Source organism: Citrobacter sp. C5_2, assembly GCF_014596845.2.
Lineage (GTDB): Bacteria > Pseudomonadota > Gammaproteobacteria > Enterobacterales > Enterobacteriaceae > Citrobacter > Citrobacter werkmanii.
Map to the genome: position 1 here is coordinate 3,161,628 of NZ_CP115032.1, position 12,728 is coordinate 3,174,355.

Annotated in this window: 15 protein-coding genes; 9 read left to right on the plus strand and 6 right to left on the minus strand. The window is 52.2% G+C overall.

The genetic code is table 11. The features are described from left to right. Positions 1-32: 32 nt before the first annotated feature. Positions 33-509 carry a hypothetical protein gene (locus tag ICA20_RS15570; RefSeq protein WP_038639481.1) on the minus strand — a complete coding sequence of 159 codons (477 nt, stop codon included), beginning with the start codon at positions 507-509 and terminating at the stop codon, positions 33-35. Next, positions 506-1,261, minus strand: coding sequence for a winged helix-turn-helix domain-containing protein (locus ICA20_RS15575; RefSeq protein ID WP_038639478.1), 756 nt, complete (start codon positions 1,259-1,261; stop codon positions 506-508). Before ICA20_RS15575 ends, ICA20_RS15570 begins: the two co-directional genes overlap by 4 nt. Positions 1,262-1,569: 308 nt before the next feature. On the opposite strand from ICA20_RS15575, the gene ICA20_RS15580 reads away from it, so the two are divergent. The 6 genes from ICA20_RS15580 to tusE all read left to right on the plus strand — a co-directional run bounded on the left by ICA20_RS15580 (position 1,570) and on the right by tusE (position 7,804). Then, a complete protein-coding gene (locus ICA20_RS15580; protein WP_038639475.1) occupies positions 1,570-2,313 on the plus strand; it encodes a fimbrial protein in 744 nt (247 codons plus the stop codon). Positions 2,314-2,387: 74 nt separating this feature from the next. Then, positions 2,388-2,894, plus strand: coding sequence for a CS1 type fimbrial major subunit (locus ICA20_RS15585; RefSeq protein WP_069323274.1), 507 nt, complete (start codon positions 2,388-2,390; stop codon positions 2,892-2,894). 72 nt (positions 2,895-2,966) lie between these two features. Beyond that, positions 2,967-5,684 carry a TcfC E-set like domain-containing protein gene (locus ICA20_RS15590; protein WP_038639470.1) on the plus strand — a complete coding sequence of 906 codons (2,718 nt, stop codon included), beginning with the start codon at positions 2,967-2,969 and terminating at the stop codon, positions 5,682-5,684. A gap of 1 nt (position 5,685) precedes the next feature. Then, positions 5,686-6,843: a CfaE/CblD family pilus tip adhesin gene (locus ICA20_RS15595; RefSeq protein ID WP_038639466.1), complete on the plus strand. Its 1,158-nt coding sequence runs from the start codon at positions 5,686-5,688 to the stop codon at positions 6,841-6,843. 10 nt (positions 6,844-6,853) lie between these two features. Beyond that, positions 6,854-7,405 carry a LuxR C-terminal-related transcriptional regulator gene (locus tag ICA20_RS15600; protein ID WP_038639461.1) on the plus strand — a complete coding sequence of 184 codons (552 nt, stop codon included), beginning with the start codon at positions 6,854-6,856 and terminating at the stop codon, positions 7,403-7,405. Positions 7,406-7,474: 69 nt separating this feature from the next. Then, positions 7,475-7,804, plus strand: coding sequence for a sulfurtransferase TusE (gene tusE, locus ICA20_RS15605; RefSeq protein WP_038639458.1), 330 nt, complete (start codon positions 7,475-7,477; stop codon positions 7,802-7,804). On the opposite strand, the gene yccX is transcribed toward tusE, so the two are convergent. The 3 genes from yccX to ICA20_RS15620 are packed head-to-tail and all read right to left on the minus strand — an operon-like array spanning position 7,801 to position 9,481. Then, the gene (yccX, locus tag ICA20_RS15610) at positions 7,801-8,082 is read right to left on the minus strand and encodes an acylphosphatase (protein ID WP_038643100.1); all 282 of its coding nucleotides are present in this window, start codon (positions 8,080-8,082) and stop codon (positions 7,801-7,803) included. The genes tusE and yccX overlap by 4 nt on opposite strands. Positions 8,083-8,127: 45 nt before the next feature. After that, positions 8,128-8,916, minus strand: coding sequence for an AraC family transcriptional regulator (locus ICA20_RS15615; protein ID WP_038639456.1), 789 nt, complete (start codon positions 8,914-8,916; stop codon positions 8,128-8,130). A 13-nt stretch (positions 8,917-8,929) separates the two neighbouring features. Continuing rightward, positions 8,930-9,481, minus strand: coding sequence for a YbhB/YbcL family Raf kinase inhibitor-like protein (locus ICA20_RS15620; protein ID WP_038639453.1), 552 nt, complete (start codon positions 9,479-9,481; stop codon positions 8,930-8,932). A 214-nt stretch (positions 9,482-9,695) separates the two neighbouring features. Here ICA20_RS15620 and rlmI point away from each other — a divergent pair, with 214 nt between their 5' ends. Both rlmI and hspQ read left to right on the plus strand, forming a co-directional pair. After that, positions 9,696-10,907 carry a 23S rRNA (cytosine(1962)-C(5))-methyltransferase RlmI gene (gene rlmI / locus ICA20_RS15625; RefSeq protein WP_038639450.1) on the plus strand — a complete coding sequence of 404 codons (1,212 nt, stop codon included), beginning with the start codon at positions 9,696-9,698 and terminating at the stop codon, positions 10,905-10,907. A 57-nt stretch (positions 10,908-10,964) separates the two neighbouring features. Next, entirely contained in the window at positions 10,965-11,282 is a 318-nt protein-coding gene (gene hspQ / locus ICA20_RS15630; protein ID WP_038639447.1) for a heat shock protein HspQ, read from the plus strand. A 104-nt stretch (positions 11,283-11,386) separates the two neighbouring features. Here the strand turns inward: hspQ and ICA20_RS15635 are convergent, their stop codons facing one another. Further along, positions 11,387-11,800: a CoA-binding protein gene (locus ICA20_RS15635; RefSeq protein ID WP_006685217.1), complete on the minus strand. Its 414-nt coding sequence runs from the start codon at positions 11,798-11,800 to the stop codon at positions 11,387-11,389. Between the two features lie 172 nt (positions 11,801-11,972). On the opposite strand from ICA20_RS15635, the gene ICA20_RS15640 reads away from it, so the two are divergent. Beyond that, positions 11,973-12,635 (plus strand): DUF2057 family protein, encoded by a 663-nt coding sequence (locus ICA20_RS15640; protein ID WP_038639445.1) that lies wholly within the window; start codon positions 11,973-11,975, stop codon positions 12,633-12,635. The last annotated feature ends 93 nt before the right edge of the window (positions 12,636-12,728 follow it).

Consider the following 12,728-nt stretch of genomic DNA (forward strand, 5'->3'; position numbering starts at 1 on the left):
AGAATGCCAATGGCATTCTCTTTTTTTATACCTTATTCACTCCGACAGATATAGGTAGGATAACGCCGGTCCTGAATCAGCCACACGGCGGGTGAAAGTTCAGAAATCGTCAGGTAGTAGCGAGCGGTCGGCCAGGCAAAGCTTCCCCACTGGGCATCGGGGGTGTTGTCATTGTGTCGACGCCAGGTTTTGGTGTAACTCAATACAATGACGTTGTCATCGTCCCGCCGCTCCCACGTAAAGTCTACATCCCTGTCAATAATCAAATTTTGCCCCCCAGCTCTTGCCGCACCTTTGTAGGTGGTCAAGCCTGTACCGTCCCGATGAAAATAGAACTGGGCTATGGTATTGACCTTCACTTCACTTGTTTTTCCCTCATTGCGCGTAAAGTTAAATTCAGTGCTGCAGGCCAGCACATCGCTTTTGCCGACCGCGCCGCAATAGTAAAACAGCGCCAGCGCGCCGCCAACCACAGCACCGCCCAATCCAAAAAGAAGCCTTATTTTCATTTTTCGGCCCCACTTTTATAGCGAATAGTCTTGCACAGGCTGGTTTTACTGACCGGGCAGGCACCGATGAACATTTCATCGGCAGTGGCGAGCGAAAAACGAGCGCTGAAATAATAAATATCGTACTCCTCGCGCTCACAAGCCACGTTATTGGCCTCCAGTCGCTCGGCTAATTTCGAGAGCACTAACTGTCGTCCATGATCGTTGATAATCCAGACACTACAACGTGCGATTTTTTCCTCGACCGGCTTTAATTTCGCCGGAACGGTTATCTCCTGCGGACGGCTAAGGTAAATGCCCGCCCCCAACGCTGCGACGATCAATGTCGCTATAATCAACCATCTTTTCAGGTAAGTGCGCCGGGGCTGTATGTCTGGTTGCATGGAAGGGGATTGCGGCTCAGCGGCTTGAATGTTCTCACCAGGCTGAAAAATCACATCGGCATCAAAACGGAATCCATAGCGCGGGACAGTGACGATAAATTCGTGCCCCTCTCCCAGAGACTGGAAGCTTTTACGCAGTTCGCTTACCGCTTTATTAAGATTATTTCCGGATGGCGTAAAGCCAAACTCTTCCCATACGCGAGTGATCAATTCCTCCCGGCTCAGGTCGCGTCCTCGGTGTTTAATAAATTCCTGTAAAAGACGAACGGCTGGCGCCGAAAGTGTTAATACAGTCTCAGGTTGTCCAACAAGGCTTATTGCATGTGCTTCAGGATCAAATAACAACGAATTATTGCATATAAAAAACATCTTTTATTCTCGGCTGTAACCGCATGCTTTTTATTCCCTGGTACATCGACATGAAAACCACCTCCTGATCTGCTTGTTTTTTCATCAGAAGGAATTTTCTTCCCATCCTTGGCCGCGGTATTTTCGCTTAACTATACAACCTTAAAGCCAAAAAAGCAGGATAAAAAACTGTATATAACGAGTTAACTAATACAAATTTTCACAAACCGCTGTTCTGGTTAAAGTTTCCCTGCCCTGAAGCGATACGAAAGCAGACGGTGTCCTGGTGTTAACGCGCCGCCTTTAAACTCAGAGCAGGCAGACTGATTGTGAAACAGAAAAAAAGAGTGAGCATGACAACCGCCTTTTATGTCGCCGCGCTGTCATTGCCATTTTTCTCAGAAATGACAATGGCCAATATGAGCGTGTATCCCATGGAACTGAATGTAGACAGTTCCGGTGCGGCGCAAATTAAGGTGGCTTCAAAAACGGATGATATTCAGTTCATTCGGGTGAGGCAAAAGAAAATTCTTAATCCCGGCACGGCTCAGGAAAAAGAAATTGACGTGGCGTCATGGAAAGAAGACGGCGTGGTGGTTACACCCGAAAAATTTGCCCTCGCGGCCGGCGCGATGCGCGTAGTTCGTCTGGTATCGCTTATGCCTCCGAAAAATGAGACCACCTGGCGCGTCTATTTTGAAGGGGTAAAACAACCTGACAGCATTATTCCGGGCAAGGCAGAAAGCCCTGCCGCGATGGCGACATTGGGTGTCAACGTGATTTGGGGCGCACTGGTCCATATTGCTCCAGAAAAAAACGTATTTTCACTGTCGTTCGACCCTCGCCGCGGGACGTTAAAAAACAATGGCACGCTGCGTGTACCGCTCAGAGAGATTGGTATTTGTGATGCAAATTCATCGTGTAAATGGATAAAAGAAGACGCGACGATTTATCCGGACACTGAACGGAAATTAAAAACACTCACTATGAGCCATGGCCAGAAATATAAATTCCGCTACTTCAACTGGGTGAATAAAACCGCTGAAGAAGCTGACTTACCCGTCGTGCAATAACACGACATCACAGTAAAAACCCACGTAGTTCGTTGAAAGAGCCAAGGTGCTCATTTGTAAATATGGAGATATCAATGCGTAAGTATATTAAACCTCTGATGATCGTTGCCGCGATGACCTCGTCCTTTAGCGCGCTGGCAATTCAAAAAGATATTACCGTTAACGCCAGCGTTGACTCACAGTTGGATATGACCCAGGCCGATAACACGCCGCTGCCGGCCAGCATCGACATGCAGTACCTGCCTGGTCGTGGTCTGGAAAGCTACCGTCTTAACACCAAGGTGTGGTCTAACTCCGCCACCAGCAACGTCAAAGTGCGCCTCGTTAGTGCGGCAAAACTCACCAACACGGATGGTGACCAGATTGTACCGATGACGGTCATTCTGGGTGATAAAACACTGTCTACCACCGATGCTGAATTTACCGGAACTGAACTGTTCCCTGGCAGCATTGAAAACGGTTCCGCAGTACTGCCGTTGACCATTTCGCAAACCACCAAAGGCATTCTGAAAACCGGTCAGTACAGCGGCGTTGTCAGCCTGATGCTGACGCAGGCGACAACCACGGAAGGCGGTGCGTAACACCACAGTACCTAAGGAATAACGTCAGAGGGTGCCCACCCTCTGACGTCAGGATGATGTCGAGGCTCGGTCATGGCGTTTCACAGAAATACTCTCCTCTTAGTTGCTTTGTTACCCGCATCCATCCAACTCGCCTGCGCAGAGATGGCCGTCCCTGCAGGTTTTGAAGATCTGGCGAAAACACAGCGCCTGTGGACAGAAGTCAATCTCTATGGCGAGTCGCTTGGCCTTTTTGAAACGGATATCACACTTGAAACAGTAAGTTTTGTCGCGCCTGAAACCGTGGTCACGGCCATCAAACGGCAGTTTAATGACGATCCTGCCCTCATTGCCACCGTGTCTGCAGCCCTGGCCGTTCCACTGGCCCGTAACGGCAATCTGGCATGCAGCAGCAATGGCTCCGCAACGGGATGCGATTACCTTGATACCCAGCGCGCGGCCATTATCTATGATGAAAATAACGCCCGTATTAATCTTTTTTTCGACAAGAAATTTCTGCCTAAACAAACCACTGAAAGCCAGTGGTATCAGCCCACGCAGGACACCGAGAATGCGTTAATCCATCAGCAGAATATCAATTTTGTTGCCGACAGGGATTACCAGTCAGCCACCGTTCAGGGCAATGGCGCGCTGGCACTCACCCAGGACGGCTACTTTAACCTCGACTGGACCTGGATGGGGCAACGTTCGAAGCACCAGCAGCAACAGGAGATAACCGTCAACAATGCCTGGTTTCGTCAGGATATCTGGCGCCAATACTATGTTCAGTTGGGCGAGATGGACACTCGCGATCTGTTCAGCAATGCCGGCGGGAATATCAATCTCAGCCAGTTGCCGCTGGGTAAAATTCGCGGCTTGCGCACAGGCTCAACAAGGGCATGGATCAATCCGGTTCAGCAGTCAAAGGGTACGCCTATCACCGTATTGCTTTCTCATGATGCGCGTATTGACGCCCGCCGGGGTAATCAACTGCTGGCCAGTTTTTATCTGAATGCCGGGGCGCAAACCCTGGACACCCGTTCGTTCCCGGACGGGAGCTATACCGTGACGTTGTCCGTCTATGAAAATAACCGGCTGACGCGCACCGAGCAGGTACCGTTTACCCGAACCGGCATTACACCTTTCGATCGCGTCGAGTGGTTCCTGCAGGCAGGCGAAACTGACAATAACGATCAAAACGACGAACGCAGCGCGGTCGCGCAAGCGGGCATCCGCCTGCCCGTCACTCCGACGCTGGCGCTGACCAGCGGCGCAACAATAAAAAAAAACCAGCTTTTTCTGGAAAATGCGCTCGACTGGAGCCGCGGTTTCAACACCGGCCCGATCGATGGCGTGCTAAGTACCCGCTTTAGCTACCTATACGGCAGCGAAGGTCAACGCGGCAATATTCAGCAAATCAGCTATAACGACGGTTTTTCACTGAGCTTCTATCGCAACGCGTTATCAGCAGAAAACTGCAATACCCGAAGCGCAGGGTTTGACGCCGTGAATGGCTGTTACCGAAGCCTGTCGGTCATGTTCTCCGTCCCTGTCGGCACCTGGTACGCGAGTCTGGGGTATTCAGATAACCGCAACGAAGGACGTTACGTTGCTCGTCGGGAACTCCCGGACAGTGACGATCGCCACGATGCAGGCTTGCCATGGGACTCGGTTTATATGACCCGCTCGCGCACGCGGGCCTGGCAGGGCGGCTTAAGTACAGCTTTCAACGCTCGCGGCCTGAACATCAACAGCAGCATTAACCTTTTCATGCGAAACGATGACTCCCGCGCAGGTAGGGATAAAGGCGGCTACCTGAGCGTAAGCCTGTCAATGGCGCATAACCGTCAGGGCGATGCGACGAGTTATACCTCTCTGGGCGCGACGTGGCAGCACCAGCAGCATGAAAAAAACCAGCTGAGCTACAACGTGGCGCACAACTGGTATGCCGATGCACGTGGTGAAAATGAGTATGGACTGAGCGCGTCAGGCATTAACAGCGATTCGCTCAATGCCTCTGCCTATACGCGCCAGGGCGGACGCTATGGCAACGGTAGTCTGACCGTCAGCGACGCCTGGGATCGTCAGGATGGGCGTCATACGTTGAGCAGCAGCGGCAATTACAGTTCAACGCTCGCGCTATCTCGCTCTGGCCTGTGGCTGGGCCGTTGGAGCGACGGACGCCCTGCTTCAGCCATCGCGGTTAACGTTGCCACGCCGGAATATTCCCAGGATCCGCGCGTCGCTGTGTCGCTGGATAACGGCGGCAGCGCAGATATCCCAGGCAATAGCCGCGCCCTCTTCGCCGTGCCTGGCTATCAGCAGACGACGTTGACGATTAACGAATCGCTGGATGTCTCCCGAGGTGCCAGCAGTGAAATCACACAAGGTTCCGGCAGCAGAACATTGTTTATGGTGCCAGGCAAACTGCTCCGTCGGCACGTGCAAACCACCGCAAGCTACACATGGCTCGGCCAGTTAACCGACGAACAACATTCGCCGTTTATTGGCGGCGTGCCCCTGAACGTAAACGGCTGGAGCGACCTTGGCAACGGCGGGTTTAGCGCCCAAAGCAACGCTCTGCTGCATAACCTCTACCTGGTGCGTCAGCAGCAGTTTTATCAGTGCGCGCTAAACGTGAAGAGTATGCGCGACGTCGTGCGTTATGTCGGGTCGATCCCTTGCCGGGAATTAACCTTCTCTGCCCTGCCGGATACGGTCCAGCAACAGGCGCAGCTAATGCTCGCCGGACGTAGCGTGCCGACCGGCCCGACTGCCATGAACGCAGACAACCTCACTAAAGGGAAATGATGTGAACAAAAGCCTTATTATTTTACTTTTCCTGCTCCTGTGGGCTGGCCAGACGCTAGCCGGCGCCCCGGCCGGAAGAAACTCCAGCGTCGGTATAAGCTACGATCGCATGGCACCGCCCGCGCGTTTCGATATCTGGCTTCATGAATCAGGCGGCTATGATGCCGCCGATCCGCAAAAGTGGGGACGCAATACCCTGACCTGCTTATCCCGTACCGATACCACCTATGGCGCCTGTATGACCGCCCCGGTGTGGTTCTCGGCGAACCCGGCCGCGCCTTATGCCATCAATTTACGTTTTACGCATACCCTTACCAACAAAACGGTGGATATTAAGGTGTATGGCGATCACTACCTGTTTATCAATAACAAAGTCTTTACCTTTGCCAGTTTTGTCGCGGGAGGAACACAAGATATTGCAGCCTGGAACCGAGAACCCTACTTCGATTTCTATATTGTGAAAAGCGAACTGGATAAGCTCACCCAGCCAGGAATCTGGACCGCAACGCTGAAGCAGAACCTGCGTCAATGGGGTAGCGCCGACTGTGGCGGGAACTTCAATGACGGAAATGTCGGATGTCCGGGCTATCTCACCATCGCCAACTGGCAGGCAAATATTCGCATTGAGGTGGTCGATCCGGGTAATCAGCAGATTTATCTGCCCGCATTTCCACACTCAACACCTATCGTTAACCTCAACCTGACCAACTTCCCGGGGCGGCCCGGCGGCAGCGAGATCCAGGGGGAAAACACGCTGGATATGTGCTTGTACGACGGCAAAAACAGTACCAGCACACGCACTTATCTGCGGTTTGAGGACAACGAGCTCAACGCTTCAGGCCGTGCCGAAGGCGCGTTTTCAATCCGGCGACGTGGCGGAAGTCAGACCGATGCACGGGATCGTCTCGACTATCAGGTCTTTGTCACCAATCCCATCACTGGCGCAACCGAAACTGTCGCTAACGGTAAAACCGTGGTCTGGCAAGGCACCAACGATCCACAGTATCTGCGTCAGGTCGTGCTGCCCGGCGGGCGCGAGGGCGTACTGTGCGTACCCGCCCCTATTATCCTGAAAACGCCTGCCTTTGCCGCCAGCAGCAAAAATGCCGGGGATTACACCGGTACGCTACGCATTATTTACACGCCCAGTACGTTATAAAGAGGCCGCCGTGAATTACGTCATTCTTGATAATAATCGTTTTTATGCCGAAGGGTTGCGCTATGCCCTTCTGCGTCGTAACGCGCCGACTCAGGTGAAGTGCGGCACGGTAAAGTGGCGTCGTTCGCTGCTGGCCTGCGACACCCTCGTTGTACGTTGCCGCTTTTCCGTCACGAGAACGCATCTGGCGCTGGTCGACATTCTGCTGCAACTGGAGGCCAGGTGCTGGGAGGGAACCGTTTATCTGGTGTGCAATGAAAAAGGCTGGGCACTGGCAACGCATTTGCGAAAGCGTTTTACCACGCTGACCTTGTATATCATTGATGACCGAATTGCCGTCGTGGATGCGGCGTATATGTTCGCAAAAGAGCCCCGTCGGGTACGCAGCCTGAACTGTTGTCTGACAGGCATGGAGTTCAATGTTCTCGACAGGCTGGTTAACGGACAATCGGTAAAACATGTTGCGCATATGACGCAGATTAGCGAAAAGCAGGTATCGACGTATAAATGTAACGCGCTGAAGAAGCTTAATGCCAACAATCTGCTACAGCTTCTTCTGTAGGGCAAGGTTTCTCACGCCGCCCCTTATTTGCTAGACTAGGGGCGGTTTTTACTTTATCGACAGAGCACTATGTTCATTTTTGCAGGCCAGGAAATTGAGACCGATAGCGAAGGCTATCTGAAAGATACCACGCTGTGGAGCGAGCCGCTGGCGGAGAAAATCGCCGAAAACGAAGGTATCGACCTCTCCCCTGAACACTGGGAAGTGGTGCGTTTCGTACGCGAGTTTTATCTGGAGTTTAATACTTCCCCCGCTATCCGCATGCTGGTAAAAGCGATGGCCAACAAGTTTGGCGAAGAGAAAGGCAACAGCCGTTATCTTTACCGTCTGTTCCCAAAAGGTCCGGCCAAGCAGGCGACTAAAATTGCCGGCCTGCCGAAACCGGTCAAATGTATTTAATAGCGGATACTAAATCCCTTTAGCTCGTCGCCAGGGCGGTGTGGTTCACTGAGAACCCGTTCTACCCTGGCGCTGCTCGGGCCTCCGGCTTTTAACCACTTCATTAGCTGTTCCACCCGATCGCTTTCGCCGCAGGCGACAACCTCTACGCTGCCATCATCCATATTTTTAGCGTATCCGGTCAATCCCAGTCGTTGCGCTTCATGCTGCGTGGTGTAGCGAAATCCTACCCCCTGAACCCGACCATAGACCCAGGCGATTATGCAGACTTTCGACATTGCGGTTCTCCTAATCAACATAAATGAAGGAACAGTTACAAGGCCTCAGCGCACCTGTTTCGGCAGGCATCCGTAATGCTGGCGGAATCTTGCGGTAAATCGTGAGCCTGACAGATAGCCACAGCGTAACGCAATTTCGCCAATCGGCAGCGTGGTCGATTGTAGTTGAGAGAGCGCACAGGACATGCGCACCTCTTCGACTATCTGCCGGTAACTCTGCGATTCCATCTGTAATCGTCGGCGTAATGTTGAAGTACCGATGGACAAGTGACCGGCAATCTCCTGAGCTGTCCATAGCTTAGCAGGGGATAACATAATAAGTTGTCGCACCTGTTCAGTCAGATTAAACCGTCGCTCGATAAGCAGAGGCCCCGCCACACCATCATGCAGTAGCGCCAGCAATAATCCCATCGCCTGATGCTCCTGCAATTTTGCAGGTAAGTCCTGGCGTACAGCATCCAGCAGGCTTTCCCACATAAATGCCAGTCCGTTACTCATGGGCGTGCATAGCGACGTCAATTTTGCCGGAGGGAAATCCTTGACCCAGTTATTTTTAAACGTGCTAATGATGCTCGCCGACAGCAACAGCAAATCCGAACGAAATGCTCCCTGCTCCGGCTGATTAATAATCTCCAGAGGCGTATTCGCCGGGATGATAATCAGCTCACCCGGCCCTGCAACCAGACGATTGTCATCCTGAATAATGACCTTACTTCCCTGCGTAATATGGCAAATAGCAGCAGAAAACAGTTTAACCTGGTGCAGGCGGTGCAGATGGCCGGAACGCACCTCAGCGGTGGTAAGGTTGTTATGGCGAAAATGGACATCCTGCACCAGTGTATCCTCTTTATTTTCTTGCGTCAGTGGCGGTTAATTCCGCTTTGGCAATCACGTGGCTATTCAGCATAAAACCGACCAGCGCACCGCTGGCGTTACTGTCAATTGGCAACGCGTCGGTATTTAACGCCCACACGGTAAACTGATAGCGATGAGGTTTATCGCCCGGTGGTGGACAGGCGCCGCCGAATCCAGCATAACCGAAATCATTGCGTCCCTGAACTGCTCCAGCGGGTAACTTATCCATGCTGGCTCCGCCAGGAAGCGTATGGACCTGAGCCGGAATATTTACGATGGTCCAGTGCCACCAGCCGCTTCCCGTTGGCGCATCAGGATCAAACAGCGTAATGGCAAAACTTTTGGCATCAGTTGGCGGATTTTGCCAGCTCAGCTGCGGGGAAATATTGTCGCCACTGCAGCCAAACCCCTTAAACACTTGTTTTTGCGTTAATTGCAGGTTAGCGGGTATATCGGCGCTGGTGAGGCGAAATGTCGAGGCGGCAGAGGCATCAAAACTCAACGCGACAATAGCGGCGGTAGCCAGAGAGTAGACAGCTTTCATTACATTTCCTTTTTCTGATTAAGAAATAGCAATGTAAACGGTGGGTATAAAAGAAACTGTGCCTCTGTGATAGCGTTTTGTGCCGAAACGCCCAGCGCCATACGCTGATGATTGACCTCATCATCTGTGCTACTCTACGCGCCATTTTATTTTAATGGTTTCAGGTTGGTACTTTACTCCAGCCCGCGTCACTGTTTGTGAGAGGTTGCTCCGCATGACTGAATCTACAATTCCACATTATCCTCGTTTAGTGTTAGCCAAAGGGCGCGATAAATCATTACTTCGCCGCCATCCGTGGGTATTTTCCGGTGCTGTCGCACGTATGGAAGGTAAAGCCAACCTCGGTGAAACCATCGATATTGTTGACCATCAGGGTAAATGGTTAGCACGCGGCGCGTACTCACCTGCGTCGCAGATCCGTGCCCGCGTCTGGACATTCGACAAGTCTGAATCCATCGATATTGATTTCTTCACCCGTCGTCTGCAACAGGCGCAAACATGGCGCGACTGGCTGGCAAAAAAAGACGGGTTGAACAGCTATCGTTTGATCGCAGGAGAATCCGATGGTCTGCCGGGCATCACCATTGACCGCTTTGGCAAATTTCTGGTATTGCAACTGCTCAGCGCCGGCGCTGAATATCAACGCGCCGCACTGATTAGCGCTCTGCAAGTTGTGTTCCCGGACTGCGCTATTTATGACCGTAGCGACGTGGCCGTGCGTAAAAAAGAAGGTATGGAGCTGACCCAAGGGCCAGTAACGGGCGAATTGCCGCCAGCCCTGCTGCCTATCGAAGAGCACGGGATGAAGCTGCTGGTTGATATTCAGCACGGTCACAAAACCGGTTATTACCTTGATCAACGCGACAGCCGTCTGGCCACGCGCCGTTATGTAGAAAATCAACGGGTTCTGAACTGTTTCTCTTATACCGGCGGCTTTGCGGTCTCGGCATTAATGGGCGGATGCCGTCAGGTGGTCAGCGTCGATACCTCTCAGGAAGCGCTTGATATTGCCCGCCAGAACGTGGAACTGAACAAGCTGGATCTGAGCAAAGCCGAATTTGTGCGTGATGACGTATTCAAACTGCTGCGCGCTTACCGCGATCGCGGTGAGAAATTTGATGTCATTGTGATGGATCCGCCGAAGTTCGTCGAAAACAAAAGCCAGTTAATGGGCGCCTGCCGCGGCTATAAGGACATCAATATGCTGGCTATTCAGTTGCTCAACCCCGGCGGCGTATTGCTGACATTCTCCTGCTCCGGACTGATGACCACCGATTTATTTCAGAAAATCATCGCTGATGCCGCAATAGATGCTGGTCGTGATGTACAATTTATAGAGCAGTTCCGTCAGGCCGCCGATCACCCGGTGATCGCTACCTACCCGGAAGGGCTGTATCTGAAAGGGTTTGCCTGTCGCATCATGTAACTTGAAAAGTGGAATATTACCCTTACATAGAGGGTATCTATTTCCCGGGAGGTGACTATGATTGCCAGCAAATTCGGTATCGGCCAGCAGGTCCGCCATTCCCTGTTAGGTTACCTCGGAGTGGTCGTGGATATCGACCCGGAATATTCGCTTGATGAACCGTCAGCCGATGAGCTGGCGGTTAACGACGAACTTCGCGCCGCTCCCTGGTATCACGTGGTGATGGAAGACGATAATGGTCTGCCGGTGCATACGTATCTGGCCGAAGCACAGCTGAGTGGCGAGCTACAGGAAGAACATCCGGAGCAACCGTCGATGGATGAACTGGCGCGAACAATCCGTAAACAGCTTCAGGCTCCGCGTCTGCGTAATTGATGCGAACACAAGCCCGATGGCAATTCGCTTATCGGGTTTATGCTGCTCATCCGGCCAGCAACGCGGGCCGGATGAGCAACGTGCCTTAAGGCAACAACACAACCTTACTTCGCCAGTCCCAGCCGCGGGATCTCAATCGCCGGACAGCGATCCATGACCACCGCCAGCCCCGCGTCACGTGCCAGTACGGCTGCCTGCTCGTTAATTACGCCAAGCTGCATCCATAAGGTCTTCGCACCGATGGCGATAGCCTCCTGAGCAACGCCCCACGCCGCTTCTGAATTGCGGAAGACATCCACCATATCCACTTTCTCCGGCACATCCGCCAGCGTCGCGTACCCCTGCTGCCCCAACAGCGTTTTCCCGGCAACTTTTGGCGAAACGGGGATAACGTGATAGCCCTGATCGAGTAAATACTTCATTACCCGATAGCTTGGACGATCGGGTTTATCGCTTGCACCAACCAGTGCAATCGTACGGGTAGATGTCAAAATGCCAGCAATATCGGTCTCTTTCATCGTCTTCCTCCAGGCTGTTTAACAAAGTGTACGACAAACCTGGCCTTGCAACCATTCATCCCATACTGGCGCATGAGAGCTAAACTCAAAAATATGTCTATATGTTAGTAAACGTGACCAGTGAAAAAATTAGATACATCTGATGCAGATATTTTCTGGACAGGAGAAACCTATGAAAGCCGGCATTATGACAGCCTTGATTGCTCTGTGTTTGCCGGTAACTGTTTTTGCCACCTCTTTGCGTCTGTCGAGTGAAATTGATCTTCTGGTGCTGGATGGAAAAAAAGTCTCCAGCTCATTACTGCGTGGCGCCGACAGTATTGAGCTGGAAAATGGTCGGCACCAGCTCGTATTTCGCGTAGAAAAAACCCTTCGCCTGTCCAGCCACGAAGAACGTCTGTATATTTCCCCTCCGCTGGTTATCAGCTTTGATACCCAGCTCGTCAGCCAGGTTAATTTTCACCTTCCGCGTCTGAACAATGAGCGGGACGCATCACATTTCGATGATGCACCGCGTGTGGAACTGCTGGATGGGGACGCCATGCCCATCCCCGTTAAGCTGGATATTCTGTCAATCACCTCCACGGCGAAAATCGTGGATTATGAAATGGAAACTGAGCGCTATAACAAAGCGGCTAAACATGCGTCATTGCCACAATTCGCCACCATGATGGCCGACGACAGCTCGCTGCTTTCTGGGGTGTCTGAACTGGATCGGGTGCCGCCTCAGTCGCAAACGCTGACTGAGCAACGATTAAAATTTTGGTTTGAGCAGGCCGACGCCCAAACGCGAAGTAACTTTCTGCAATGGGCCCAGAAACAGCCTTCTTCATGACATTTATGTTCACAGACGCATTTTTTTTGTCTTTCTCTTGCAGCGTCAAGTGCTTCCAGTACTCTGTAACAAGGTTAACTTGGGAGCTGTACT

Coding starts and splice junctions, on each gene's coding strand:
- ICA20_RS15590 (WP_038639470.1), top strand. CDS start 2,967: ATGGCGTTTCACAGAAATACTCTCCTCTTAGTTGCTTTGTTACCCGCA.
- ICA20_RS15585 (WP_069323274.1), top strand. CDS start 2,388: ATGCGTAAGTATATTAAACCTCTGATGATCGTTGCCGCGATGACCTCG.
- yccX (WP_038643100.1), bottom strand. CDS start 8,082: ATGTCGAAAGTCTGCATAATCGCCTGGGTCTATGGTCGGGTTCAGGGG.
- ICA20_RS15635 (WP_006685217.1), bottom strand. CDS start 11,800: ATGAAAGAGACCGATATTGCTGGCATTTTGACATCTACCCGTACGATT.
- ICA20_RS15570 (WP_038639481.1), bottom strand. CDS start 509: ATGAAAATAAGGCTTCTTTTTGGATTGGGCGGTGCTGTGGTTGGCGGC.
- ICA20_RS15640 (WP_038639445.1), top strand. CDS start 11,973: ATGAAAGCCGGCATTATGACAGCCTTGATTGCTCTGTGTTTGCCGGTA.
- rlmI (WP_038639450.1), top strand. CDS start 9,696: ATGACTGAATCTACAATTCCACATTATCCTCGTTTAGTGTTAGCCAAA.
- ICA20_RS15620 (WP_038639453.1), bottom strand. CDS start 9,481: ATGAAAGCTGTCTACTCTCTGGCTACCGCCGCTATTGTCGCGTTGAGT.
- ICA20_RS15575 (WP_038639478.1), bottom strand. CDS start 1,261: ATGTTTTTTATATGCAATAATTCGTTGTTATTTGATCCTGAAGCACAT.
- tusE (WP_038639458.1), top strand. CDS start 7,475: ATGTTCATTTTTGCAGGCCAGGAAATTGAGACCGATAGCGAAGGCTAT.
- hspQ (WP_038639447.1), top strand. CDS start 10,965: ATGATTGCCAGCAAATTCGGTATCGGCCAGCAGGTCCGCCATTCCCTG.